Here is a 25,949-nt window from a genome sequence, read left to right as displayed (position 1 = left end):
GCGTCGCTTGCGACACACCCCGGTGCTGACGTAGGAAAACTGAAGAGAACGTTAAGGGGAGGTTCCGGTTTGGCGTTTCCGCTGCCGAAGCTGCTGCCCCGCATTGAAGAGTTGCTTCAGGAAGTGCAGTGGCTGGATGGCCTGATCCTGATCACCGACTCCGACCGCGCCTGTTTCGTCTCCTTCTCGCAGGTGGATCCACTGTTGCGTCGCCTGCGCCAGCGCCCCAAGGGACCGGAGGTGGCTGAAAAGCTCTGCATGTCCTTGCTGGATTGCCATGGCAAGGGGGGTGCAAAGCCCGTCCTGGTGTTTCAGGGGGATGGCAGTTTCTGGCTCGGAATGATTGGTCCCAGCGGCAACAATCCGCATCGCCATCACGCCATCGCGCACCTGCACCGTTGCCTGGCTTTGGAGGGCTGACCGGCCACTGGGCAGAATCGGAACCCAGAACGCCCCGGCCCAGTGCATTTCCAAGACATCATCAGCACGCTCAACCGGTTCTGGGCAGATCAGGGATGTCTGTTGCTGCAGCCCTACGACACCGAGAAGGGTGCCGGCACCATGAGCCCCCACACGGTGCTCCGAGCCATTGGCCCTGAGCCCTGGGCCGTGGCCTATCCCGAACCCTGCCGTCGCCCCACCGATGGCCGTTATGGCGACAACCCCAACCGGGCACAGCACTATTTCCAGTACCAGGTGCTGATCAAGCCATCCCCAGATGGTATCCAGGAGACCTATTTGGCGTCATTGGAGGCGTTGGGCATTAAGGCCGCTGACCACGACATCCGTTTCGTCGAAGACAACTGGGAGTCCCCAACCCTCGGCGCCTGGGGTGTGGGCTGGGAAGTGTGGCTCGACGGCATGGAGGTGACCCAGTTCACCTATTTCCAGCAATGCGGCGGCATCGATTGCAAGCCCGTTTCGATTGAGATCACCTACGGGCTTGAGCGGCTGGCGATGTATCTCCAAGACGTGGAAAGCATCTGGGACCTCAGCTGGAACAGCGAGCGCAGTTATGGCGAGATCTGGCTGCCGTTTGAAAAGGGGCAGTGCCAGTTCAACTTTGAGGCCTCCAACCCCGAGCGGCTCAAGCAGTTGTTCGCCATCTATGAAGCGGAAGCGGCAGATCTGATCGAGAAGCAGCTGCCGGCACCGGCCTTGGATTTCGTTCTGAAGTGCAGCCACACCTTCAACCTGCTGGAGGCCCGTGGCGTGATTTCCGTGACGGAGCGCACCGCCACCATCGGTCGGATCCGAAACCTGGCCCGCAAGGTTGCCGAGGCCTGGCTGGCGGAACGGGAGGCCCTTGGTTTCCCGCTCTTGAAAGGGGGAACTCTCGAGACACCGGCCTGATGGTTTCTGCGTCGACGTCGTTCTGCTGATGCCATTGCCCTCTGTTATCAGGCGCTCCTTGTGTTTCGAGGAGCGAACTGAGCTGCAGCTGCCTGACTGCTCTACATGACTGCTGCAGGGTTGGCGTGTAGAGGCCAAGGGGGGTGCTGAGGTGTCTGCTGCAAGCAGCGCACCTGCTGTGGGGGGTGCTGAGGTGTCTGCTGCAAGCAGCGCACCTGCTGTTGCCGGGATCGGCAGAATGTGTTTCCCGTAAGGCAGTTGGAGTCAGCTGCGGGTCGAGGGCATCGAGGTTCTGCAGCGTTCGTGGACGCCGTTGGCTGATCTGCGGCGCGATATTGCCCAGCGGCTGAAAAAGCCGTGGGGCCGCGGAGGGCTGGCTTTTTGGCCGCTCTCGTGCTGGGCAGCACCCAGGTTCAGCTCCTGGAAAACATCCGAGAGGCGTTCTGCATGGCTGGCTTGTCCCATGCCCTGGCGGCATCGGGTTTTCACCTCTCCGTTCTGCTCGCCATCGTCGGCGCGCTGCACTGGTGAGTACCCATGGCAACGCCTGCCTGGATTGGGTGATGCTCCTTGACCCTGTGGCATTAGACGTTCTGCGCTGGTTCACCGCGTGGAGGCTCCCCAGCAGGGCCGATCCCCCTATTGCCATCGGGCAGGTGCTGCTGAGCACTGACTTGTCGGTGCAACACCTGCAGCAGCGATCTGGAGCACTTGTGATGGGCGTGGGGCGCCAGCGCTGGCAGCTGTTTCCCAGCCCTCAAGCCCTTTGGACACTGCAGGATCAGCAGCGATCAGGTTCCCAGCAGGTTTTCAACTGAATATGTCGGGGCTTCAAGTCTTCCAAGCCGCAGCGCCGATGACTTTTGGCGCATGGAGCGGGTGCGCGGTTCGTCGGCCTTTAAACTGAATGTTCGCCTTAGGGCGTTTGGAGAGGTGGCAGAGTCCGGTTGATCGCGCACGACTCGAAATCGTGTAGGGGTAACACCCTCGTGGGTTCGAATCCCACCCTCTCCGTTCTCATAACCTCCTCGGAGGTCTTAGAAGTTCCCACTGAATGTCGTAGTTGAGGCACGTCATTCCGCAACTTCTACTTAATGCTCCACCCAGGTCTGTTCAAGGACTATCTACGGAGCCTGAACCACGGGTGATAGCGGCTTCACTTCACCCCGTCCCTTAGCACCGCTTCTCTCCCTTCAACCTCCTCCAGTAACCCTTCCATCAGGTTCTGAAGACAGCCCCTCACCATCAGCGGATAAATCAGGACTTGCCTAGCGGGCTTCCAAGCTCCTTGGCACACCCTCACGGCTGACATATCAAAGTCACCAACCTCTGTTGGCGACAGGTGTTCCTCCAGCTTCTGCCTCAGTTCAGCCAGTCTTTGGTCCCAGCACACTGATTGCTCATACAGACCAGAGCCGCCCGTAGAGCAATCCACCTCAGGCTCTACCGCCATTACAGGGGTCGCAAGCAGCAGCAGCAGCAGCAGCCTCACGGATACAGGAGCTCCATCAGGTTTCCGTCTTCATCAATGATTCGGTGCTGCTTACCCGTTTGCACTGCCCTCCTTTGGGCACTTATGGATGCAGTCGGCAGGTGGTGCACCGTTTGGTACTGCTGCCATCCACCGAACTGGTTCCTGACCTGTATGCGGTATCTATCTGCTGCCATGGCGGCTAGCTGGAGCAGAAGCAGAGAAAGGAGTAGTGCTTTCATTTGCCTTCCAACAGATCAATCTGGATCAATACTGCTCCATCTTTGACCACAAGGTGAATTGCTTGCGACGACGACCACTGAGAATTGCCTACACGTAGAGAAGTAATTTCGTCAAAAGGTTCAGCAGTTTTATTATGAAGTTCAACCATTATGCTTTGATTCAGTCAACAGAGGATTAATCGCAATCAATTGAGTAAGTTAGTTGTGAAGCAACAGCTTTTAACTGATACAAACGCCAATCGCAGATCGAACTAAATGCCCTGTCTCCACGCTCATATTGAAATTGACCATCACGGTCGACATCGTCAAAGCATCCCTTATTTTCATTTGGATATGTCTCTATCATATGACACGGCAATGCCATAGAAGAGGTGGGGAACGAAAGAGCATGTAGAAACGGAGTGAGAAAAACAAATGAAATTCTTACATATCTCATAAGAATAGAATTCGTTGCTTCAGCCTATACTTTAGGGAATAAAGAGAATATACTCAAGATTTTTGGAATTAGTTAATATCCCTTCTTGTATCGATGAAAGCAGGATTTCAATTCTTGCTTCAAGTAATGAGGTCGTCTGCGTGACCAATTTAATTTTACCTCTAGTAAGCTCCTGGATTAGGTATTGAGTCCCAGTAAAGTATTTCGTTTAAGTCTCGATCTATATATTTTCTAAGACCTACAATTTTTTCGCACTTGTCCTTATTAAGATTAAGTCTGATTAATGAGCCTTGCGCTTTAATAGAGAGATTATACTCGTCCACTTGCTTTGCTAAATTATAAATAGGATCATCTGCAAGTATCTCCAAACGCTCTTGATTATCCCATATGTGAGAGTCTGAAGTAAAGGGAATACCGTAATATGGATTCTTATTGTATTTGGAATAGAATACTTCTCTTTCTTTTTGCCTTTTCAAGGTGAAATGAGTGTATTTATGGTATGGAAAAGTATCATTTTCCAGACTCGGTGCCCCTTGCGGGAATTTCATTTCTAATTCGAGACATGCAGCATTCCACTCAGCAACCAGAGAACTTGGAAATTGGTTTCTTAGCTTATCAAAAACCTTGAATGCCTGGCGAGGGTTATTTGATCTCACAAGGAATAATCCTTTCTGGAACTCACTTAGTGCAGAGTTATTTTTATATTTATTTAGAGCTTCACGATTTAATTCTTCTAAGACCATCAAGACGGATATACCAAAATTAGTTCCACTCTTTCTGATTTTGTCAGTCGATGCCTCAATCTGATCCCAAATTTCCTGTTCACCTTTTAGATGTATAAATAGAAGTTTCCCATCCATTGAAAATATTCCACCACCGCTCATGCCGGGAAACGTTTTAGCGCTATAACCAATCAGATTTCTTTTGTTATCCCTGTATGTATATGTCTGGACAATACCCTTATTAATTCTGACGTCATTTGACACATTGCTATCTTTAATTATTGGATACCCTGCTACGACTATTTGGTCACCCCTCTTCAATAAGTTGCTATTACCTATCTTGGCTGCTCTTATCCCTTTAAGCTCTTCCTTAAATTTAATTGAAGAGATAACTGCTAGATCGTGATTTTTAATAACATTTATATTGCTAGATTCAATCTCTAAGAATTTGCCGCCTGGGATCTGGACTTCAATTAATTCGTTTTTGCCGAGATTATCAACTACATGATGTGCAGTTATGATGATTATTTTTGAACCGGTCCCGTCACTTTCAGGTACTAAAACCATTACACCGCTCCCTTGCGATCCAGGTCCCCAAATTTTGACAACACTATCTGTTGCTCTTTTGGCTACTGAGGGAATAGATAGATTATTTGATAAGGCATATTCACTACTGCTATGAAAAGTAAAAAGTGCTGATATATAAAAGGTTAGCCTAAAAATATATTTTGTTACTATTCTGGTAAAAAACCAGCTGTTTTTTTGAAAACTATTGAGCATGAGAATCGAACTTTTAGGATGCCATATTAGTTTGAATTACTCCATCAATGCTAAGTAGTAGAGGTTCCCTTGTAGTTTGCGGATGGTATCTCTTTATTGAAAGCAACGTAACATATTGATCTTTACCATGAACAAGGTTAATTATAGCCTTTGCTTCTCTAATTAACTCGTTCTTGCATTTTTCATGCAGTGATACAATTCTCTCACGCCGAGAGGCAGAAAATGTAGACCGATGAAGATTATAGGTTAAAACAAATTCCATCAGAGTCAAAATCCTTACCCTTTATCTTAGCTGTTATATTTACAAATTCAAGTCGTATAGAATAAGTCATCCCCCATCTTTCGAAATCATGCAGAATTCCTGCTGAATAAGTTGAATATCACTCTGGCATTGTCTTGCATTTCTCTTTGCATTTCAGCGCCAAAGCTATAGCCTCCAATCCCGCCAAGAATTAATCCAATTGCCCCCATTGCCATAGCTCGCTTTTGCTGAGCTGACATTTGATCTTCAGGGATCTCTGTTATTTCATCTAATGATGAGCCACCAAGTTTTATGCCGCTCCAGGATCCTACGCATGCTCCAAGAATCATGCCAACAATCGGACCATGTTCTTCCATTAAATAACCTGCAATACCTAATGCCAGAATTATTCCGATAAGAGTCCCACATCCACAACCATTGTTGTTTCTTTGAATGATGGTAATGTTTTGTTTTTCAGGCATGATTCAGAATAATCAAAATAATCATAGTATAAAATTGATGGTTAAGTGCGAATATAATGCATCTCTTGCTTGAGATTTATTCGTATTTCATACGAACCAGGCGATTAGAGGGCATAAGAAAAATAATGAGTAAGTAGTGAACCTTATTCGTTGCCTGATTATCATATATTTATACCGTATTCTCCTTTCAACATTGTTGCTAAATGTCCTTGATTCGAGTATCGCACTAGATAAGCATAAAAATGACATAAGAAAGCCCATGATGTAAATTTTATCTAAATAGGTAAGATAAGTAAGCTGTGTGATTTGAGCCTGATAAGATGATTGCATAAATATGAGAGTAAGAAATATCGTTGGAGGGGCACCAATCTTGATGTCTATCAGATTCTTATTGCTTATTTGATCAATTAGTATAAGGAGAGCGCATACAGTTAATACAGGAAATAGATGCCTAAAGTATCCTGATCCTGGAGATCTTCTTAAGAAACCTTCCATTCCAATTAAGGGTTGGAATTCTCGAATTCTTTCATAACCTTTGGTTTTTTCTAATTTCGAGGGCTGAACTCTAGCAACCTTATTAAATACGCACATGAACTCAATACTGTTGTTTGAGCAATTTTTTTGATCAAAAATATAAGCGCCGACTTCTGAGCCAGGAAAATTGATATTTAAATCTCTAACATCAAAATAAACTGAAGCAGCTGACAATGGAAATGACATTTTGATTTTCCAGGATGCACGCTCAAAGGGAAATTTAGATAAATCTCTCTCTAATGGAAAGGAACCTTGAAATCTATAACGTGACATCGTTGTATCATTTCCCCAGTCGTTAATAGATACTCGTTCCCATTTGCTTTGCTCGGCATCCACAAATTTCATTTCAGCAATAGACAAAATATCTTCTTTGGCTTTCTTTGTTAAATCACCTTCACTTAAGTAAGGCGTAGAGATGCTGGTTTTTGCGTATAGAGCATTAACAAAACCGCGTATGTGAACAGTCTTTTCAACTTCGTTGATTCTATCTATTCCTTCAATGGAAATAGTTATCACAGAAGTAGTAGCTGGCTTCCAGTCACTTTCTTCTTCTCCCTTGAGTGAAGATCGAAAGCGATTTATTAGGTCAATCAGATGTTGTGTATAATAATTATCTGGCGAAATAATTTGTTGCTCTTTAACGTGGTCAAGATTCATTTGTGATCTTGAGTACTCTATTTTATTGGCGCCGAACAGAAATACTGAAGTGATAGTCAAAATTATAATTAAAGATAATAATGCAATTCTATTTGCTCTATTTCGCTGCTTTCCGCTTAGATTAAATAGCCCCTTGCGCATTATTCTTATGGCGGCAGTTTGATTAGATTTAGTTAATTATTGGTAATTTAACTCATTTAATTGTTGGTCTTCGTTAAGCTCAAATTCTTCAATCAATTCATTCTGCAGAGGCGGATAATAGGTATCGCCAGTTTTTGATACATGTTGCTTCCAGAGCTCTATCAAGATTTTGCGGTACATCATCTTTGCATAGTCTCTTTCATCTGACTTGCCGTTGAACATCAGCCAGTGCAGTGATCTTACTTGTCGGGAATCGGAATCAATCATGGAATTAATTGAGGATCTGAGTGTGTTGAATGGTGTGAATTAATTTTAAAATTTTGAAAGAAGTTCATTAGATTTTTTGGCGACTTGGGGAGAATATGAAGCCTTTACGCCTTTGTCTTTAGATGTTTGATAGAGCAAAATTGTAGCCGTAGAACTCAAGACAACTGAAATAGTAAAGGTAAAGAGTGAAAAGCCAAGAGAGCCAATCTTGTTTACGTCAAAGAGTTTATCAAAAAATTGTGTTGTAGCTTGTTCAACAGCAACAGAACCATCTGCCCACTTAAATCGACCCTTAGCATATTCAGGTTCTGGGATTACTTTCCCATCCCGTTTCCACGTCACGTCCCCTTCTAAACTCTCAGGTGTACCTCTAAAATACATCGCATAAATCTGTTCATAATTAAAGATTAAATTTGCCATGTTCGAATTAGAAAGTGATTTCTGCTTAGATGCCTTGTTTTCGTTAAAAGCAGAGGAATTGATTAAGTCTACTGCTTTTACATACTTACAAGGTGGAATATTTGCACCGTACTTATTAATAATTTCTTGTGGTGTCAAACCTCTATCAGCCGCTTGATCTGCATATGTTCCGTTGCCTCTTACATAAAGTGAATTCCAAGTTGTTGGCTGTGATCCTCTATCAACTCTCGATAGTTGTTCGATAATCTGACTACATTCCTGTCTCCGAAGTTTCAATTCATTGGAATTTTCAGACAGAAGCCTATCATTATTAGCCTGTTGTTCTCTTACCAACTTTCCCGCAAAATTTTCACTTATTGTATTTTGGCTGAGAAGTAAGTCTGTGCCTACCCCTGAAACAATTGTCTTGGCTAAAGAGAGAATCACAAAAGCGATCAAGCTTGCTCTGGCTCTCCCTTTTGAATCTTTACTTGCATTCGTTGCATTTTCACCACTTGAATTGGAAGCCCATAATATTAAGTAGCCAATCACTAACGTTGTTGGAACGCTCAGAGCTCCTCCAAGAAAAGTAAATGCGAAGTATAGAATTGGTAGTGTCGTAAAGAAATCCCATAGTGTCGAAATGCTTGTTACTTTTGCTGTGGACGAAAGAGAAGAATCTAGTTCTGGCGAAGAGTAAAATTTACCTCTAAGTGATCTACCTTGAATCCAAAAATTAGATAATATTGACCCGAAGGGATTAGGATTTACCGCCAATCTATTGCGAGGCATGACCTTGATTTTGTCTTCTAAAGTCTCTTCATATGGCTTGTATTCGCACAGGCTGGATTCAGCTTGTCTTCTTAAAGACTTAAGCTCATCTTGAGATTCAATCCAATGAATGAGTTCGTCCGAAGAATTGTTCATGCTTCACATGATTCATCATTTCTACTTTAGCCAAAATTATTGTGTTGGCAACAATGTTTAATCAGTGAGCACCCATTTTTAAATTTTTTTATGCATAGAATTTTCGTGTCTAATTCAAGCAGAATAGTTGATCCAAGTTTTTATTGCATCTTTTCCCCTTGTTCTATCTTTATCTTGGTCCATGCAGAAGTTTTGGGCTAAAGAAAAAGCGTTCATTGGTTTCATTTAGATATTTTGGCTTTGGTCGTTTTAATCCAAATACTTTTGTGATTGATCTGACAGGATCATTGTCGCCTTTAAGGATTCCAATAATGTGTTTGCATGGTATTTTCTTTTCGTTAGACAGGCATATAACAAATTTACGATTTCTTCTTCCAGTTGTAATCATGACACTTTCCGGATTGTAGTTGTTTATCTGTTTTATCTCTCTGCAATCTATATCCGATTTGATTGAGTAATTCGATTCTCTAATCTTGGAATCTACTATTTTGTATATTCCCTGCCAGTCATTTGTACAATCTCTTCTCGCTAAGGCAGATTTATCAACTGGTTCAATTGCAAATAAGGTTAATGTCGAGAGTAGAAGAATCATTCTCAGCATCCTTTTGTCTATTGTATCACCTCTTGTAAGTGCGTGCTTCTATTAGGTAGTTTTTGTCTCCCTGCATGTCTTTTCAATCTCGCTGCAATTATTCTTGTTGTTCAAGCATCATGTTCCTTAGTTGTTGTGATTTTTTCTAACTACATTAATATGGTTTTATTGATTGTTCTATTCGTTCCATTTGCATGTTTGCTTTTTTGAGTTCTCTTGCCGCAGCCGCGCCTTCTTTGATTTTGCTTTACTGTCTTCGATGTCTTGACCCAGTTGAAAGAGAACCTTTTAGGTTTATTTTACTTGCCTTTATCTTTGGAATTATTAGTGCTTTCGCTGTCATCTATGCTCCGAATATTTTGTCTTGGTTTATGGCATCTAATTCCAGTTCTGACTACGTGATATTTTTTAATCGAGTTATTGAGGCTCCTTTACTTGAAGAGCTCTCCAAGTTTTGCTTTCTAGTCGTTCTCCTTTTTCTTATCAGAAAAGAGGTTGACTCATTAGTCGACTTTTTGGTCTATAGCTCAGTTGTTGCTCTCGGTTTTGAATTTCTTGAGAATTATTATTATCAAGCTTCTGCATTAACTGATTCTACTCCATTAATGACATGGTTGTCAGTGTTTGGCGGAAGGACAATTGGGACCATGGGCATGCACTTGCTTTTCTCCGTTTGGAGTGGCTTTTCGGTATGGATATTAAGTTTTTATCGGAGCTCTATACGTATTTACCTATCTATTCTTTCATTATTAGTTTCTGTTTGTTTGCATGGTTTGAATAATTACGCCGCATATTTATCGCGCTTGGGTCCTCCTGACCAGCCGATTATGGTTAACCACTTGGGAAATTTATTGTATTACGCAAATGTAAATTTTGCTATTATTGTCTTTGTCGCATTGTTTGCTTCCGCTGTCATATTAGACCTCACTGCTTTGAATCAATTTTCTTTTTTTGTTTTTTCAAGCGGCAACCTTTCCTCTGACTCTTCAAAGTTTAAGTCATTAGTTTTTGTTTCTAGCCCGATTAATCAGTATTTGGCACGTTCAACGTTTTTGTGGCGTTTCCATCCCAAAGGCACATCCATTAAATTGCGCGAAAATCTTTTCCGAAAGTTCTCTAAATTCTCTTTGCGATATGCCAAGAATCTTTTCTACAAGTCTGATGTCTCATTAAATACACGACTCCTTGATCTTATTGTTTCTGAATTGTGATTGAGATATGCGAATGCGATTCTTCCATAATTATATCTCAGTAAGTAGTTATTATGTTTTGTTTTAAGTTGAATATGGCGATTTTGCAGCATCCAGTACCAACGAACTTCTCACATCTAGTACTACAGTTTCATAAATGGGGTTCAGAAGTAGTATTAAGCGCACACCTGATCGAACTCCACTCAGTTCGTCGCTCTCGGAAATCCCACTTTTGGTAATATGCTTTATGAACTGATTTTACTTTTCTGCCGTGAGAAAAGCCTTTAAAATATTTAGTAATAGAAGATATGGACTAGTTTTCGTTTTTGTTTATTTATTGATATGGTTTTTCATCTTTATACATGAGTCTCAGTTCAGTTCTGAGCCTAATGCCTCGGCTGATTATTATGAGCCGGCTTCTTATCATGCATTAACAGAAGGCAATGGAAATATTGATATTGGCATTAATTTAACAAATTTATGGGGACTGGACCTGTCATCTAAAACATTTAATGCTGAAGGATATCTTTGGCTCAAATGGGACGAATTACCTGATTGGCTTGCGGAGTGGGATTCGGAAATTGCAGAAAGTCCCCTGGATACTATTGGATTTGTAAATGCTGTTGAGCGATATGATTTTGTAAGACACGTTGAACCATCCACTCCTTGGTTCGATGTAGATGAGAAAAAAATACAATGGCTATTTTTCTCAGGCAAGTTTATTGCGCGCGACCTGTATTTAAAAAAGTTTCCCTTTGAAACTATTTCACTTCCTGTTGAAGTTGAAGTAAATGATTTTTGGACAACAGAAGCAAATTTCCTGTACAGAGAATCCGGCTCCACCATTGCTCAAAATAGAACTCTTCATGGATATAATTTTGTCGATAGTTCTGTTGTTCCTAGAACTCATGTCTATCCTACTGATTGGGGTCAGAAAGCTGCGGCAGAGCATTTCCCGCCAGACATTACTAAGTACTCTAATTTAAGTGTGATGGCTATTTACCGTAGGAATTTATTTAGCTCTTTCTTGAATATATTCCTACCCCTTATAATTGTTATGATTGTCGTTGTCGTAACGCCCTTGATTGAGATTGATAATGTTGACGCCAAAATTGCTCTTCCAGCATCCGTTCTGCTTGTTTTAGTGTTTTTGCAGGATGGCTATAAAAAAATGATTCCTCTTGGTTTGGAATATCCAACATATGCCGATTATTTGTTTTCAATTTGCCTATCTGTTACTGCTTTGGTCTTTCTTTGGTCAGTACTTACTTCTAACCTTCTTTTAAGAGCATCTTCACCTGACGACCGCCACCGAGTAAGAAGATACAGGAACCGTTCAGATTTCTATTTTTTCATTATTACTTTCGCGTATCTCTTTGTGTCTCCATTTTTCTTGTATAGGCTCTTGGTATGAGTTTTTTAGATCTAATTCACCTCATGCTTTTTTATGCCATTCTGTCCTTAAGAATCTTGTATGTTGATTTTCTCATTCTGGAGTGACTACTTACATCATCGGAAAACAGATTTCCCTTTGCTAGGTCTCTGGGTTGGCTGACCAACCGCAACAGTCATCAACCAAATGTGGAGCTACCGGAGCGGCAATACCGTCCCCTCCTTGCTGACACAAGCGAGAACAGGACTACGAAAAGCTACTCAACCCTAGCTTCCCTGATAGAGAAGATCTGTCATCAGGACTCTGTTCTCCTCTCTGTCGTGCCATCAAGCAATAAAGCTCAACCCCGCTTCCTACGCCTCCCAGAGGTCTTGAACCTCGTCGGGGTGACCCGTTCCACCCTCTATCGCTGGATGGATGCAGGCACCTTCCCCAAGCAGATCTCAGTGGGTGGCAACACCGTCGTCTGGGTGGAGTCTGCTGTCACTGCCTGGATGGAAGACCAGATGGCATCCAGATGACCCCGCCAGGTGGGGGGGGACCTAAATATCAACAGAACTCTCCTAAGGCAGGGCACTCGCTGGCGCTCGACAACTCCTCCTACGCCACTGTGATGTAGAAAAGGGATATGGAGGAGCACGCTCAGCTGCTGAGGCGATAAAAACCGACTAATATTCCCTGCATAAGTAGAAGAACAATGCCAAGAAAAAAGCAAGTTCTAGGATTAGCAGCGGCTGGAACTGGAGTGCTTGTAGGCGCCTATTACGCAGCATCACCTTGGCTTACTGTAAACAAGCTTAAACAGGCGTTTGAAAAGAAAGACACAAGACAGATTGAAAAGATTGTCGACTTTCCTGAACTTAGAGAAGACTTTAAAGATGTCGCCAAGGCAGCGATCATGAAAAAGGCAGCTACAGAGCTTGAGGGAAATCCCTTTGCAGCATTTGGCATCATGATGGCAAATGCACTTATCGATCCCTTGATCGACCAAGTGATTTCTCCAGCTGGTCTGCAGGCATTGCTCTCAAGCGGAGAGATGTCTGTACAGCCAAGCGATTTTCTTGATGAGAAGAATTCATGGTCAAGCAAGCAATCAACTACGGAAGAGTTCCAGCCAAGTCCAGATCTTAGTGTAAAGATGAATTACACAGATCTCAACGAATTCAAGATCGAACTGAGCAACAAAAACGTCATATCCGAACCTATATCCCTGTTTATGAAGCGCGAAGGATTTGCTGACTGGAAGGTCACTGGGATAGAAATACCCCAATCGGTTTTCAACAGCACATACTGATTCCGAGTACCAACTGGCGATTAGGTGAACACCAGATAAGTTCTCCGGGCGTCCTTCTTTGGGCGAATGACTGTGTGCTCTATAAGAATTGGATTTTATATATATAGGGGCGTAACTGGTGCGTCGTGCACATCCGTACTTCCCTCCTTAGTGGGTATTTTTATTTGTTGAGTGGAACGGGTTGGACTACTCCTTTCCTTGTGCCTGCCTGAAGCCGTCCGTGATCTGAAATCGTCCAGGGCATTTCCCTTCGTGGGTTGGACGAGACCACATCAACGACATTCTCTGTGTTGTGGTATTTGTTGTGGTATTTCCGGCACGATTTGGCAAATCCTTCCCATGTTGTGTCATGGCGTCCCGTTTAGGGCGAAGTCGACTTCCACCCTCTCCGTATCCACTGCTTCATGGTTCTGGTCTTATCCACGGACTATCCGACCCCCTAAACAACGCTCAGAGATGGTCCAGAACCCTGCTGCTGCTTTCAGTAGGTCTCTATTGCCTCTGAAGACACCAGGTGCTTTGGGGTTCTTCCAATACCAAAGGTCAGAAGCAAACCCCACGAACAGAACCCTGTTCGTCTCAGAGGGTTTGGGAATTCGTCGGTGAGGGTTCCAGTGCTGATCGTCCTTAAAGAGCACTGAGGTGCCATCACCTTTGTCGTGCTGGTCATGGAAGGACCACCAGACACTCCCGTATCCGTTGGATTTACCTGTCTGGAAGGTTCCAAGGGTCTTGCTTCCCTGGAGCAACTCACCCTTAAGGGACACAGCAGTTCTTTCAGTCAGCAGGACTTTGACTGAAGGAACATCTTCGCTGGTGAGTTCGCAGACCAAGGGGAGTGGGACTGCACTTGCAGGCATTGCTGCCAGAAGCAGAAGGAGTAATGCCCTCATTAATCCCTCATCAAGTACTTCATTTTCATGGGTCCACCTCAGTGAGGACTTCTCCGACTTCGCTTAGGACTCGTGTTCTTCGTCCAATCATCCTGGCGATTCTCCTTGCCTCTTCAGAGGCGACCTCCAAAGACGTTGCTGTGGTGTGGAGGTGCCATTCCATAAAGGGGTTCAGTTCTTCCACTCGGAACTGATCTCTTGCCATTAACTCAGTCACCTACCAATACTTCGTTGATTCGGTCTTCCAGTGTCCTGTCCTCATCGGCAGGAGCAATGGCATCACCAGTCGCTCTGAGCAGGTCAGCAGTGATCTGCCTTGCCTCTTGGTTGGTGAAGAGAAGGAACCCCAGACCGACTCCTAAAAGGATTTTCAGCACGGCACTTCCTCTTGTTGCTGAATGATCCGACGAACCATTGATGCCGTCATCCCCATTGCTGAAGCGATGGTTCCGTATCCATCACCTCTCTGGCGCATCTCCATCACTGCTGCTGCCTGTTGTGGCGTGTAGTTCCTCTTCCTGCCGAACTTCACTCCTCTGCTTTTGGCGACCTCACGCCCTTCAGCAGTGCGCTTCTTAATCGACTTCAGTTCCATCTCGGCGGCGTATCCCATAACCCCCACCACCAACTTGACCAACTCCTCAGGCATCGAGGCAGTGTCCAGTCGTCCATCCAGGGTTTTGATTGCCACCCCTTGTTCGATCAGACCATTGACCTGAACAAGCATTTCGACCATTGAGCGTCCCAGGCGGTCCAGTTCATGGATAACCAAGGTGTCGCCATCGCGGAGTCCATCCAGGCACTTGGAGAGTTCAGGTCGCTCTCCATAAGCAGAGGTGCCAGTGATTTGGTCCCCATAGATCCGTTCGCACCCTGCTTCCTTCAGCGACTGCTCTTGGCGTTCGCTGTATTGCTCTGCGGTGCTGGTTCTCCAGTAACCCCAGATCGCCATGACTGCCCTGTCGAATCTCTGCTGAAACTATAGCGTATTTCGGCAGGGTATTTCGACAAATCCAGAATTCAGTTGGGACCGTTTGGCGATCGCCCTGTCGGAAAGCGAAAGATTCGGCAGACCTCCTGGAATCTTCTCTTTTCGTTCTTGACGCAAGCCCCTGGGTAGTGACTAAAACGGATGTACTACTCATGGAGGGTTCATGGCAGAGGGTTGGTTGATCGACGCCAACGACCATTGGGTCTGGCGCTTCCACAGGGACAACTCCGCTTGGGTTCGGGATCCGAAGGTCTTCATCGACCGAGGGCGATCAATGCCTGAAGGACCACCACTGCTCAAGGAGCGTCGGTATCTGAGGAAGGACGCCGCAGAACAGTTATGGATATCGCTTCAGACGCAGGGGTGGAAGAAGACAAGACCGTTGTGGGGTGTGACTGCTGAACCCTGAACGGGTCTATCTGCTGATGCCTCCTTGTTCCTCTCTTGGTTAGGCAGGAGGCAGGACAGGTCATGCGTATGTGCTGTAACGACCCCAATGCCCCGCACCACAAAAACGAAGAGCAACCCAAGGAGACATCCCAGAAGTCTTCCCCAGAACAACCCACCCTGTTTCGTGGGGCGCTTTGGATGCCCGTCAGCAAGAGCAAGGTGTGAGGACCTGGGCGTTTGTGCCCTTGGGATACAAAGTTCGGTATCCCGTAAGCACAAATGCTCATTAGGCGGTGTTAGACCAGTTGCATCGCATGAGAGCGACGAACCCAGGAGGTCAAACACTCCTGGGTCTTTTCTTGGAAAACGCTCACGGCACCCACGGCAGTCCATCCTCATCGGTGAAGGTGGTGGTCGCTTGGCGAAGTCCCGCCCAGCGGCACTTTCAGTTTCCGAAGGAGCGATAGGGATACCGCTCCTTTTTTTGTGCCTACAAGCGGACCGACGGGAAGGTGTCCCCGCCACCTAAATCCCAATCCGGTAAAAACCGCTGCCACTTCCCATATGGCGGGTGCCTACAACCTCAAAAAGGTGTTGCCCTGCCATGTCTTACAAAGACGCCAACCACCTCAAATCAACCCTCCAGCGGGAACTTTGGAGTGAAGCGGGGACTTGGTTGCTGGAGAGGACGCAAACGCTTTGGGATGGCGGGATGCCCGATGAGGCATCGGCGCTCTATTCAGAGTTCTCCATGGGTCCTGCTCTGGGTGAATGACTTTGTGCCCTGGCGATACGGAAAGGGGTAGTTCCGCTCATGCCCTGGTGCTTTGACTCGCCTTAGAACAGGGATGAGGTCAGAGACCGATAGGAACTACACAACCAGGTCTCAAGGATCTTCAGGGGGGCGCAACGCCCCCCTTCTTAATGAGCGGTTCTACTGATGGCGGCAGGGTTTGTAACGGAGTGAACATGAAAATGCGCCCCTTCCGGTGAGGGGGCGAATGCGTCGAACGGGAGGGATAGGGAACCCTCCCTTCTCTTGGGTTGCTGACCCCAGTAGTCGTTTGGTCGTAATGGCGACGACCAGTAGGTGAACCCCGCGTAATCCTTCGGTTGCTTCTTCGGTGAAGGGGCAATGCGTCGTATGGGGAGGGATTAGGGACCCTCCTTTTTTTTGGCAGTTCGTAAACGGCACCCACGGCACCCCTGACTGCCTGAAGAGGGTGGTGTTGCTGGAACGACAGCACCTTCGACGCATACGTCCCCTTAATGGCGGCATTCCCTGTCGCCTTTTTTATTGCCTGCGGGCGACCGAACCAGGAACGGTCCTCACCACCACTTCTGACGGTTCTCCCGCTCCTCACGGCAGAGCACCTGGAGCACTCTGAAGAGGTCACTGGGTTGGGCTGACCAAACGCAACCGCAGCAGCCGTCGACAACCAAATGTGAAGCGACTGGGACGGCAACATCGTTCCCCCTCCCTGCAGGCGCAAGACAAAACAGGGCTACGAACGGCTACTCAGCCCTGGCTGCTTTGAAAGAAGAGCTCTGTCATCAGGGCTCTTCTTTCTTTCGCCATGCCATCAGGCAATAGAGCTCAGCCCCGTTTTCTACATCTTGCAGAGGTACTGGAGATGACAGGGATGGGTAAGACCTTCATCTATGCCCGTATGAGGGACGGAACCTTCCCCAAGCAGATCCAGTTGGGTTCTCGCACGGTCGTCTGGAATGAGCAGGAGGTCAGATAATGGATGGATGACCAGATGGCATCCAGATGACCCAGTTCGGGTTCGTTCGCAAGTGTTCGTGGACTGCCGCAAACGTTCGTAGGGTAATTAGTAGGGTACTTTTCAACGATTTTGGGAAATAAGTTCTGGATCGTTCGCTGAGGTACGTCAGGGACTGGAGTCGACTTTCATCAAATCATCAAGTTTGCTTCCTGATCTCTCCAGTGAGTTCTATTGCTGGTTGTACTCTTCTTCACTTGCATAATAAGCTTTGACGTGCTCGGATTACCCATTTTCAAGTGCTTTCTAATGTGTTATCGTGTTTTTTAGTATTGAATCTTGTTCTTGTTGGGGAGCGAGAAGCAATTCTACTTTCAAGGCTTTTACTTTTTGATTGTGCATGAAGTCTGATTCGTTTGAGATTAATTATCCGATAACTAATAGGAATCAGGTCAATGATTTGTATTCGACTCTTGATTCAAAGCATGCTGCTAAATATTTTGGATCTCCCAGGCAATTAAGAGTTGATCAATTAAAAAGTATTTGCTCTTCAAGTGCTTTTTCTGTAAATATAAAAGTACAATACATAAAAGAGGGGTTTGGTTTTTTCTCTAACAATGGAATGACTTTTTTCGAAAAAAAAGATGCCTGCAAAGTTTCGGAATTTGTGCCAGAAATCTCAACTGGTAATTTATTGTGTAATCAACTCATTCCCATAAGTATTGCACCCGATCCTCGCGTTTGTAAGAATATTCAAAGGTCGATAATTGTCTCTTCGCGTAATGCGACTAACCTTTATCACTATATCTCTGAAATCATACCGTCTCTTGAAATATGCTCGCCCCACATAAGTCGATCTTACTCAATTTCTATACCAACTTTAGGAATTGATTGTAATCCAGCAATCGCTAAGCAAGTATCTCTTGATAGAGAAGTATTGCCTTATAATGGTCGCCAGACTTTGGCTAGGATTAGAGATTGTTATGTAATTCAATCGATACCGCCAAGGATTTATTCTCGCGATATCATCTCCGGGTTCGTTGAAAAATACAACAAATCTAATTTTGGGAAAGAATATGCGCGACCTCCATTTTTTGATTTCTTGTATGTCCAGAGAGGTGGCGGTAGGGGCCGTCAATTGGTTAACGAATCTTCCTTATTAGAATTGCTTGGTCAATATTCCAGAAATATCGCAGTTCTAGATACCGGTAGCACAACTTTTCGACAGCAAGTCGATCTGTTCAATAAATCTAGATTAATAATTTCAACTCATGGAGCACAGCTCACAACCAGTATCTTTTCAAGCAGTATCAGAGGAGTTATTGGGCTATGGAATAGTAAGCATGAAACGCCTTCTTCATTGATAAAAACGATGGGGATTAAATATTGGCATGTCGTATCTCAGCAAGAAGATGGGAGTGATTCTGTTGGTCATTGGGCTAACCATGTGGTAGATCTTCAGAAAGTAAAGGATGCTATCCACAGTGCTTTGTAAATACTTTCTAACAGAAATATTATGGTGTTCATAGACATGCCGTTTGCAGGAATATCGTTGTATTGACAAATGTTTTGTGAGATATGAATAACCCAATCAGCGCTTTTACAAAAATTGCGGGCTTGTTTTCGCTAAATAGGCAAAGCCATCACCTTACTGCTCTCACTAACTTTAGATTCTTGTCTCCGGCGAAGAAAGACACCGAACCAATGCGTTCACGATCAATGTCTTGAACGTCATGTGCCATCTCCACCCTGATGTAACGGACTCTCAGCAGTTGGTACACGACACCTTCAAGTTCAGCACTCAGAACCCCTCCTACCTCTCCCGTACCCAACGCAAGGGAGTGAACTATTCCAAGACAAACCACCGCACAATGCCTCTTTCGTCTCCCAGAGGTCCTTCAGATTAGGCAAATTGCTACATATAAATGATAAATAACGATTTTAGCGCTGAAAAATTCTCCAGATAGTATTTATTTCTTCGTGATTTCATAATAATCCTTCGTTTCTTTGATCGTGTAATCAGCAACTCGAGGCAATGAAGATATTTGGTGATGCCATGATTTTAGGATTTGTTTGTAGACACTTTCCGTACTGGAATCAAAATGAAAACTAGTCCCATTTCTTTTCATGTATCTCTCTGCATTGACGCATAATTCTTGATGAAACGTAGCTATTGAAATAGTATTGAATTTTTTAAAAAATGGCATTGTGAAAAAGCTTTTAAAAAAATCCTCTACCATATTTACTGATTTTAAATCTTCAATCTCAAGGCGAGTCAATTCGGGCATCAACAAATGGCCTCTCAGAAGGAGTCCTGTAAGGTCAAGATGTACTAATGTTTGCTGAGGTAGGATTTGTTGATTCATAGCATCATTAAGGCCAAATGCATTACAAAAGAATATCGCCTGCAATTTTGCGTCTGTAAGAGTCCGCCTCTTATTCAAATAATTGATAAATTCGACGGGCAGAGTTTTAATACGGTGATTGCAAGGACTGTATATCTTCTCAACTGAATAAAACGCTGTATTCAGAAATGTAGTTTTTCCGCATCCCGAAAATCCCGCAATTATATATAAGTCTGGGTGTGATGTTCCGTCGCTTTTCGGCTTGTCTATTGGAGAAGAATACTCTGCCTTTAGCTTAGATTTTGTGTCTGCTGCAGTAACATTCAATTTTTCGCGTGCATCTACTGATAAAAGCTTCTTTTGCAGAGCATTTTCATATCTTTCGTACATTTTTGTATTGCCTTTGGCAAATGCAAAATCGCTTAAGATCGCATAAAAATATTCGTTATCTTTAAATTTCGAAATTCCTTTCTCTGCCATGAAAATCGCTTTTTCAAACATTTGCAGTATCATCATTTCTTTGGTCGCGATAGCGTATCCCTCCTTTTTGTCAGAATGGTGTTCAATCAATAGATCTGCATATCTCAAAGACGTTTCGTGGCTGCCAAATGAAGAATAAACCTCGCATGCGATAACAAGAAGATTAAATTGATTCGGGAATATCTGCAATGCCAATTCAATTTGCTCTTGAGCTTCATTTTGCTTTCTCAACCCGGCTAGGATTTTGGATGCTTCACCATGCCCTTGCCACATGCATGGATGATGACAAATAAGAAGTCTTGCGTATGACAATGCCTTTTCATAGTTTCCAAGCAAAGAATAAACTTCGATTGCAAGACTGAATAGTTGAGCTTGATTTGGAATCTTTTTAAGCCCTTCTTCAATCATATTTGATGCCTCTTCCAATTGTTTTAGACTCGCTAAACTCCTAGCCGCAAAATTGTACCCTTCCCACGCATTAGGATAGCAAGAAATCAACAACTCTGCATGTTGTAGAGCATTTTCATAATCTCCAATTGAGGTATATATATTAGTTGAAAGAATGAGAAGTTTGAAATGGCCAGGAAATTTATTAAGCCCCTCGGCGAGAATTTCTTGCGCCTCTTTATGTCTTTTTAGTGCTACAAGATCAGTCACTGCACGCACAAAACCAATCTCAACATCTGAATAATGTGAAATCAAACTTTTAGCACACAGTAGGGATTTCTCGTACTCTCCATATGAATGAAAAACATCACTCCCAATGACTAGGATATTAAAGTTATTTGGTAACTTTTTTAGTCCTAGATTGATATAATTTTCAGCCTTTCTTGGTTGCTCTAGTTTGGCTAGATTTACTGCCAGAAGTCCATAACCTTCCCATTTTTTGGAATGATTGTCGACTAATAATTTTGCGTATTTCAGTGATTTTTCATGATCACCAAATTCACGATAAATGTCGCTTAATATGACGAGCAGATTAAAGTTGTTGTCAAGCTCGGCCGGGCTTTCAAAAAGCTCTCTCTTTGCTGCTTCTGCATAATTTAATTTTAGATTGGCAATTGTTGAAGAGTTTTTGGTCAACAGCCCGCCAAAATTGAAGACTCATATTAAATTAGCATATGCGGCTTCGGTTCATTCCAATTGCTGATACATTGAGGTTTTAGTGCAAAGTCCTGCGTGATAAGTAGTTAGAGGAGGAGCAAGACCTGCCATCAAAGTAATGGAGAGCACCCTCCTCGCTACACATTTGTAATTGCTGCATCAATGTATTTCAACGGCGTATGCATTGGCCACGATTAGAGTTGTAACCAGTGCCGGGTACCTGATCAAGCTAGCGGATGGCACTCACCACGGCGCCAGGGTTCTTCTGCTGCATCGCCTGCCCAGCCGCGGCCATCAGCGTTTGGATTGACCACGACAGCAGCTCCTGCCGATCGATGCCGCTCTCATCGATATCGTCCTTGAACCGCGCCCATGCCTTCTTCAGAAGCCGGAAGCCCTGCGCTCTGGAGCCCCCCCCCCACGCTTGTCTCGCAAAAGTGAGTGAAGCGGTGTTGGGCTGCACCTCCAGGATCATCCCCTGGAGGTGTATGACTCCCTCAAGTGTCTCTGTTGCGGTAGCTCGCGGCATAACCGATCAACTCGAGAAAGCCGCTGGTAGAGCCGATTTTTGGCCTAACAAACATAGGACTATTTGGAGCTCGTTTTGGAGCACCCCTAGATGAAACTCAAAAAAAGTGGCTTCCCTGCTCAGAGCAAAAAGCCAACGCTGATGGTTTTTTTTTGAGGAACGGACCATACTGGGATCGACCCAGTGACAATCTCCTTGCGCGGTATATTGGTCACTTTTACTTTATTGCACTGACTATAGTTATCATGTCTCACATTAAAAGAATCAAGCTTGAATGATTTACCAATTTATCGCACCTAGCGGATCTGAAATAAAATCCTTTGTGAGTAACACTTTTATTGCGTGATTTTTTCGAATTATAAATGTGATTGGATGTAGGGTCGAGCTTCGGTGAATGATATCGGGAAATATTAATCTCTTTTTTGTTCTTGTCTTTAGGTACTCCATGTCAATTTGATTGTCTCTCTCCAGAAAGCCTTTAAAGATCAACTCTTTGTGTATCTCTTCAAAGTCCTTTTCATCGAGGGCTCCCTTTTTTTGAAGCTTGTCATTGTGGTCGTTGAGTCGATCGTACTGAACGATGTTCGGTAAGGATGTTGCGCTCAACAGCGAAGACTTTACCTTAGAGATCGCTTCGCTGTCAGAGATATCGATAAATTCAATTGTCTTACACTTTTCATAATCATCTGGGTCGCAATATGGTAATTCATCGTCATCGAATAGTTTATAGTCGTAAATGTATCTATCCATGAGATTGTTGAAATTGCCCTCGTGCTTTTTTAATAAGTCGCTTTTATTTAGTTCATCGCGACCACAATACCTTATGTGTGAATATAAGCGCTCCGATGGATCTCTTACGAGGCAAATCTTCTTAGTGAAAATTCCTAACTCTTGAAGGTGTTGGTTGTAGATCCCTTGCTTTCCTCCATGGTTGGCTAGGAATGAGCCCTGCAAATCATTAAGTGACTTGCCTTTAAAAGTTTCTACTAAAAAAGCATCATGCCTGCTTTTTTTTCCTAAATTACCGTGCCAAAGATAATGCTTAGATTTCGCGTTGTAATGTCTTTGCGATGTCTGGTAATCTTCAATAGATTCTAGCAATAAGCGAATTGGCTCTACAAAGTTTGTGCCGGCACATTTTGGAATATGAATAAAAATAAGATGTTTCCAGGATTGAAGTTTGTCGTCTTCTCTGGGGTCTGAATAATATGAAGGATGAAATGCAAATTGAATTTTTGATAGTTCTTCAGTAATGCTCTCGATCAAATTTCTTGTGGTTTTGATTCCTTCAGTAAATCCAAAAAGAGGGTCAACTCTTTTGTGCGGATTTTCGCGAGATTGTCTATAGTAAATCTGATAAGCGCGCTTTTCCTGCTCAACTCTTCCTAAGTCTCTTAAATAAGAGGTAAGGTACCGATATTCATATCCATTAGAACGAAAATCAGTGATCTCACTATTGAATAATGATTTGATGCCGGCAATGATGCACTTATATCCCTGCTGGTATTGCTGCGTGCTACGCAGCGCCGATCCAAGACCTTGGTATGTTTCCCAGTCTTCATGAAGAGCTATTGATTTATTGAATGCTTCTATTGCTAGTTGGTATTGCTGTATTTGATGTAGCGCTGATCCAAGGCCTCGGTATGATTGCCAATCTTTATGAATAGTAATCGATTTATTGAATGCTTCTATTGCTAGCTGATATTGCTGTGTTTGATGTAGCGCGAATCCAAGACCTTGGTATGACTGCCAGTGTTCTTTTAGGGCAACTGATTTGTTAAATGTATCAACTGCTGCTTGCGAGTTCCCTTCCTTAAGAAACTTATATCCATCTCCGATAAGTTGAGAAAATAAATCAACCGAATCACTGGCCTCAAAATTTTTTTGTTTTGCCAAGATTATATACAAAAATATTGTTTGTAGAATACAGCATCCCGCTTCCTTCCGCATCTCAATGGTCCTTCAGATGACGGTTATGAGTAAGACCTACACCTATGAGCGCATCAACGACGGGAGCTTCCCCATGCAGATCCAATTGGGTTCTTGGATGGTTGTCTGGAAAGAGCAGGAGCTCACCAAGTGGATTTAAGAGCAGATGGCATCCAGATGACCCCGACAGGAGGGGGACCTAAATATCCGTAAAATTCTCTATTGGCAGGCCACTCGTCAGTGCTCAGTTTTTTTGTGCCCCTTCGATACATGCAGCGGTAGTTCCGTTCATGCCACATGCGTTGACCCGTTTTAGAACTTGGATGAGGTCAGAGACCCATGAAGCAGTTAATCAGGTTTCAACGACCTTTAGGGTGGTGCCGCTTGCCCCCCCTATTTTTTTTAAGGCTCTCCTACGGATAGCGACACATGGAGGGATTGGGGATTATTAGGTCAACCCTTTGTAATGGATGAATGCGTCGAACAGAGCAGAGGGTGGTTCCTCTGCTCTTTTTGCGTTGCTACCCCCAGTAGTCCTTTGGTCGTAACGGCGACGACCAGTAGGTGAACCCCGCGTAATCCTTCGGTTGCTTTTTCAGTTAAGGGGCAATGCGTTGACCTCTGAGGCGGTGGGTCCCATTCTTTTTGTAGACAGTGATTTAAGAATGTTAAAGCCGTTAGCGAAGCAGTTTCGCTTAATTCTTTAATGCACGATAAATGATGAAAATCAGTCTTCTTATAGTAAATGAAATTTGTTTAGAGAATGTTCAGTGAGAATCCTGTGTCTCCCTCGGAAATTTTGCTGGCAGAAAATTTACAACCTTCTTTTATTCTGGCATTAATAAAATCAGTTAGCTTTAAAACCTCTTCGACCATGCTGGGAATATGGGTCTTAAAATTTAAAGGCATGTGTGCATTTTTTGGGCGAGCAAGTGCATACTTTGAACGGAAGAATTTTGGAAATGCAAAATTATATTTCAACGATATTAGCCATGCTGAAGTCATTTCTCTGTTGAAGTCGATTACATCATCAAATACAAAAAGACAGTTGTCGTTAGCTAGACAGGTTATCAATGTAAATTCTGCTAGTGAATCTAATTCATGCGCTGTATCAATAAAAATCAGGTCGTATTTTTTCTGCTCTTTGACTAAGCTTCTAAGGACTGGGATTGAGCATCCGTGGTAACTAGTAACTAATTCGGAGTATTTAGATATATTGTTTTGCCATTCTAGATGCTCCCAGTGCATGCATTGGGCGAAGCTATTTGTTTTGTTTTTAACATCAGTGAATCCTGCATATACATCAATTGCTGTGTATTTGCAGTGGCTATATTTTGCACCTTGTAGCAGTGCGATAGAAGTTCCTCCGATGTATGTACCGACCTCAAGAATGTTTGATCCAGCCGGTAGAACACTCGCTATATTTCTAAGGAACTTAAGAGCATCGAGGCTGCAAAGGCTTCTGACTCTCTCGAGTTCCTTGTCTTCTTCTGAGCTGAAGTTATCTTTGATCGAGTCGTTGTACTGATACTTTTCCTGCAGATCAATCAATAGGTCATCTAATCCAAGCGCTTTGGCAAGAATTCTTGCCCTCTTGTGTAGACCAGCAATATACGTAAATTCAATTAATTCTTCTTGAGAAAAAGTGGGAATTGTTATTCGGTCCATAAGTTTTTGTTGGCTTGGTTTCTTGCTTGAAGTTATTTCAGTATAAGTTCAAAGCGATGCTGTTTTCTTGAGTGGATTAAACCTATCTTTTGATATTATTCTTTAACATGTTTATTGCATTATTTTCTAGTATAGCATGTTATTTTCTTGAGTCAAGGTGCTTGTGCGTGAAATAATTGTTTTTGTCTTCGATATTGTTAAGAGCAGTCGTGACTTAAGTACGAATGATTTCGTTGTCTTCTACTATTCTGACCCTGAACTATTGTCGACTTACAAGTTAAACTGGTATACCATGATAAACGTCTGCACAGAGTTGGGATAACGCATAAACCCTTATCGTGAAGGCAACTCCTAGTGAAGGACAGTCAACTTGTAGAACTGGGACTCCTACCAACTGATCTCTCAGGAATGGGCAATAAAGGGTCTCCTTAGCATTGACTCACAAGATGCACACCAGACCACAACCACCAGCTGTGTTGGAGAGCTGTCGTGTTACGTGGTTTATTTATGTGACTCCTGAAGGAGGATGGGTGCTGTCCAGACTGACCACAGCGCTCAGCTTCCTGCGCGTCATTGAGTACTTGGGATCCCGCTCATTTTTCCATGCCCAGATAGAAGAGACCACCTTCTCCTTGCCGATTCCCCTGGGCCTCAACAACATCGTCTGGAACTTGTGAAAGCTGCTCCGGGGGATGGAAGAACACATGACATCCAAATGAATCCTCCAGATCAGGGATCTAGACAGCTATAGAACTCTCCGCAGGCAAGGCAC

25 protein-coding genes and 1 tRNA gene are annotated in these 25,949 nt (G+C 44.0%); 15 read left to right on the top strand and 11 right to left on the bottom strand.

Annotated elements, in window-relative coordinates; translation table 11 throughout:
• Nucleotides 1-69 precede the first annotated feature (69 nt).
• The 5 genes from DXY02_RS06000 (at nt 70) to DXY02_RS05980 (ending at nt 2,367) form a co-directional block, all read left to right on the top strand.
• Nucleotides 70-420, top strand: a complete 351-nt coding sequence (locus tag DXY02_RS06000; RefSeq protein ID WP_114988475.1) for a hypothetical protein — start codon at nt 70-72, stop codon at nt 418-420.
• Between the two features lie 42 nt (nt 421-462).
• A complete protein-coding gene (glyQ, locus tag DXY02_RS05995; protein ID WP_114988474.1) occupies nt 463-1,353 on the top strand; it encodes a glycine--tRNA ligase subunit alpha in 891 nt (296 codons plus the stop codon).
• 381 nt (nt 1,354-1,734) lie between these two features.
• Complete coding sequence (locus DXY02_RS12935) at nt 1,735-1,884, top strand: ComEC/Rec2 family competence protein (RefSeq protein ID WP_244276172.1); 150 nt, start codon at nt 1,735-1,737, stop codon at nt 1,882-1,884.
• A gap of 32 nt (nt 1,885-1,916) precedes the next feature.
• Nucleotides 1,917-2,171, top strand: a complete 255-nt coding sequence (locus tag DXY02_RS05985; protein ID WP_206749630.1) for a hypothetical protein — start codon at nt 1,917-1,919, stop codon at nt 2,169-2,171.
• A gap of 109 nt (nt 2,172-2,280) precedes the next feature.
• Nucleotides 2,281-2,367, top strand: a tRNA-Ser gene (locus tag DXY02_RS05980).
• Between the two features lie 1,296 nt (nt 2,368-3,663).
• On the opposite strand, the gene DXY02_RS05965 is transcribed toward DXY02_RS05980, so the two are convergent.
• The 5 genes from DXY02_RS05965 to DXY02_RS12175 all read right to left on the bottom strand — a co-directional run bounded on the left by DXY02_RS05965 (nt 3,664) and on the right by DXY02_RS12175 (nt 8,652).
• The gene (locus DXY02_RS05965; RefSeq protein ID WP_114988470.1) at nt 3,664-5,004 is read right to left on the bottom strand and encodes a serine protease; all 1,341 of its coding nucleotides are present in this window, start codon (nt 5,002-5,004) and stop codon (nt 3,664-3,666) included.
• A gap of 348 nt (nt 5,005-5,352) precedes the next feature.
• Entirely contained in the window at nt 5,353-5,727 is a 375-nt protein-coding gene (locus DXY02_RS12185) for a hypothetical protein (RefSeq protein WP_137024437.1), read from the bottom strand.
• A gap of 87 nt (nt 5,728-5,814) precedes the next feature.
• A complete protein-coding gene (locus tag DXY02_RS12180) occupies nt 5,815-7,059 on the bottom strand; it encodes a hypothetical protein (protein WP_206749629.1) in 1,245 nt (414 codons plus the stop codon).
• A gap of 36 nt (nt 7,060-7,095) precedes the next feature.
• A complete protein-coding gene (locus tag DXY02_RS05960; protein WP_114988469.1) occupies nt 7,096-7,326 on the bottom strand; it encodes a hypothetical protein in 231 nt (76 codons plus the stop codon).
• 45 nt (nt 7,327-7,371) lie between these two features.
• Nucleotides 7,372-8,652, bottom strand: coding sequence for a hypothetical protein (locus DXY02_RS12175; protein WP_137024433.1), 1,281 nt, complete (start codon nt 8,650-8,652; stop codon nt 7,372-7,374).
• A gap of 798 nt (nt 8,653-9,450) precedes the next feature.
• Here DXY02_RS12175 and DXY02_RS05955 point away from each other — a divergent pair.
• The 4 genes from DXY02_RS05955 (at nt 9,451) to DXY02_RS05940 (ending at nt 13,121) form a co-directional block, all read left to right on the top strand.
• The gene (locus DXY02_RS05955; RefSeq protein WP_170951495.1) at nt 9,451-10,455 is read left to right on the top strand and encodes a PrsW family intramembrane metalloprotease; all 1,005 of its coding nucleotides are present in this window, start codon (nt 9,451-9,453) and stop codon (nt 10,453-10,455) included.
• A gap of 250 nt (nt 10,456-10,705) precedes the next feature.
• Nucleotides 10,706-11,848: a hypothetical protein gene (locus tag DXY02_RS12170; protein WP_137024430.1), complete on the top strand. Its 1,143-nt coding sequence runs from the start codon at nt 10,706-10,708 to the stop codon at nt 11,846-11,848.
• A gap of 167 nt (nt 11,849-12,015) precedes the next feature.
• Complete coding sequence (locus DXY02_RS13200; protein ID WP_371639966.1) at nt 12,016-12,348, top strand: helix-turn-helix transcriptional regulator; 333 nt, start codon at nt 12,016-12,018, stop codon at nt 12,346-12,348.
• 176 nt (nt 12,349-12,524) lie between these two features.
• Nucleotides 12,525-13,121 carry a DUF2939 domain-containing protein gene (locus tag DXY02_RS05940; RefSeq protein ID WP_114988466.1) on the top strand — a complete coding sequence of 199 codons (597 nt, stop codon included), beginning with the start codon at nt 12,525-12,527 and terminating at the stop codon, nt 13,119-13,121.
• Between the two features lie 1,102 nt (nt 13,122-14,223).
• On the opposite strand, the gene DXY02_RS12470 is transcribed toward DXY02_RS05940, so the two are convergent.
• Nucleotides 14,224-14,391 carry a hypothetical protein gene (locus tag DXY02_RS12470; RefSeq protein WP_170951494.1) on the bottom strand — a complete coding sequence of 56 codons (168 nt, stop codon included), beginning with the start codon at nt 14,389-14,391 and terminating at the stop codon, nt 14,224-14,226.
• Nucleotides 14,385-14,966 carry a recombinase family protein gene (locus DXY02_RS05935; RefSeq protein ID WP_114988465.1) on the bottom strand — a complete coding sequence of 194 codons (582 nt, stop codon included), beginning with the start codon at nt 14,964-14,966 and terminating at the stop codon, nt 14,385-14,387. Before DXY02_RS05935 ends, DXY02_RS12470 begins: the two co-directional genes overlap by 7 nt.
• Before the next feature lie 202 nt (nt 14,967-15,168).
• Here DXY02_RS05935 and DXY02_RS05930 point away from each other — a divergent pair, with 202 nt between their 5' ends.
• The 4 genes from DXY02_RS05930 to DXY02_RS05920 all read left to right on the top strand — a co-directional run bounded on the left by DXY02_RS05930 (nt 15,169) and on the right by DXY02_RS05920 (nt 18,617).
• Nucleotides 15,169-15,414 carry a DUF1651 domain-containing protein gene (locus DXY02_RS05930; RefSeq protein WP_114988464.1) on the top strand — a complete coding sequence of 82 codons (246 nt, stop codon included), beginning with the start codon at nt 15,169-15,171 and terminating at the stop codon, nt 15,412-15,414.
• Nucleotides 15,415-15,999: 585 nt separating this feature from the next.
• On the top strand, nt 16,000-16,170 hold the full coding sequence (locus tag DXY02_RS12465) for a hypothetical protein (protein ID WP_170951493.1): 171 nt from the start codon (nt 16,000-16,002) through the stop codon (nt 16,168-16,170).
• An 802-nt stretch (nt 16,171-16,972) separates the two neighbouring features.
• Complete coding sequence (locus DXY02_RS13065) at nt 16,973-17,143, top strand: AlpA family transcriptional regulator (protein WP_114988463.1); 171 nt, start codon at nt 16,973-16,975, stop codon at nt 17,141-17,143.
• 379 nt (nt 17,144-17,522) lie between these two features.
• The gene (locus DXY02_RS05920; RefSeq protein ID WP_114988462.1) at nt 17,523-18,617 is read left to right on the top strand and encodes a glycosyltransferase 61 family protein; all 1,095 of its coding nucleotides are present in this window, start codon (nt 17,523-17,525) and stop codon (nt 18,615-18,617) included.
• Between the two features lie 475 nt (nt 18,618-19,092).
• Here DXY02_RS05920 and DXY02_RS12165 read toward each other — a convergent pair whose 3' ends face one another.
• The 3 genes from DXY02_RS12165 to DXY02_RS05905 form a co-directional block, all read right to left on the bottom strand.
• Nucleotides 19,093-21,030 carry a lipopolysaccharide assembly protein LapB gene (locus tag DXY02_RS12165; protein WP_137024428.1) on the bottom strand — a complete coding sequence of 646 codons (1,938 nt, stop codon included), beginning with the start codon at nt 21,028-21,030 and terminating at the stop codon, nt 19,093-19,095.
• A 250-nt stretch (nt 21,031-21,280) separates the two neighbouring features.
• Nucleotides 21,281-21,526, bottom strand: coding sequence for a hypothetical protein (locus DXY02_RS05910; protein ID WP_170951504.1), 246 nt, complete (start codon nt 21,524-21,526; stop codon nt 21,281-21,283).
• A gap of 333 nt (nt 21,527-21,859) precedes the next feature.
• Nucleotides 21,860-23,530, bottom strand: coding sequence for a tetratricopeptide repeat protein (locus tag DXY02_RS05905; protein ID WP_114988459.1), 1,671 nt, complete (start codon nt 23,528-23,530; stop codon nt 21,860-21,862).
• Between the two features lie 16 nt (nt 23,531-23,546).
• On the opposite strand from DXY02_RS05905, the gene DXY02_RS05900 reads away from it, so the two are divergent.
• Nucleotides 23,547-23,669 (top strand): AlpA family transcriptional regulator, encoded by a 123-nt coding sequence (locus DXY02_RS05900; RefSeq protein ID WP_198409846.1) that lies wholly within the window; start codon nt 23,547-23,549, stop codon nt 23,667-23,669.
• 596 nt (nt 23,670-24,265) lie between these two features.
• Here DXY02_RS05900 and DXY02_RS05895 read toward each other — a convergent pair.
• On the bottom strand, nt 24,266-25,177 hold the full coding sequence (locus DXY02_RS05895; RefSeq protein WP_114988457.1) for a class I SAM-dependent methyltransferase: 912 nt from the start codon (nt 25,175-25,177) through the stop codon (nt 24,266-24,268).
• A gap of 530 nt (nt 25,178-25,707) precedes the next feature.
• Between DXY02_RS05895 and DXY02_RS12460 the strand changes: the two genes are divergently transcribed.
• Nucleotides 25,708-25,854 (top strand): hypothetical protein, encoded by a 147-nt coding sequence (locus DXY02_RS12460; RefSeq protein WP_170951492.1) that lies wholly within the window; start codon nt 25,708-25,710, stop codon nt 25,852-25,854.
• Nucleotides 25,855-25,949 lie beyond the last annotated feature (95 nt).

The sequence above is a fragment of the Synechococcus sp. N19 genome (assembly GCF_900474045.1).
Classification (GTDB): domain Bacteria; phylum Cyanobacteriota; class Cyanobacteriia; order PCC-6307; family Cyanobiaceae; genus Parasynechococcus.
This window is presented reverse-complemented; position numbering and strand designations above follow the sequence as displayed.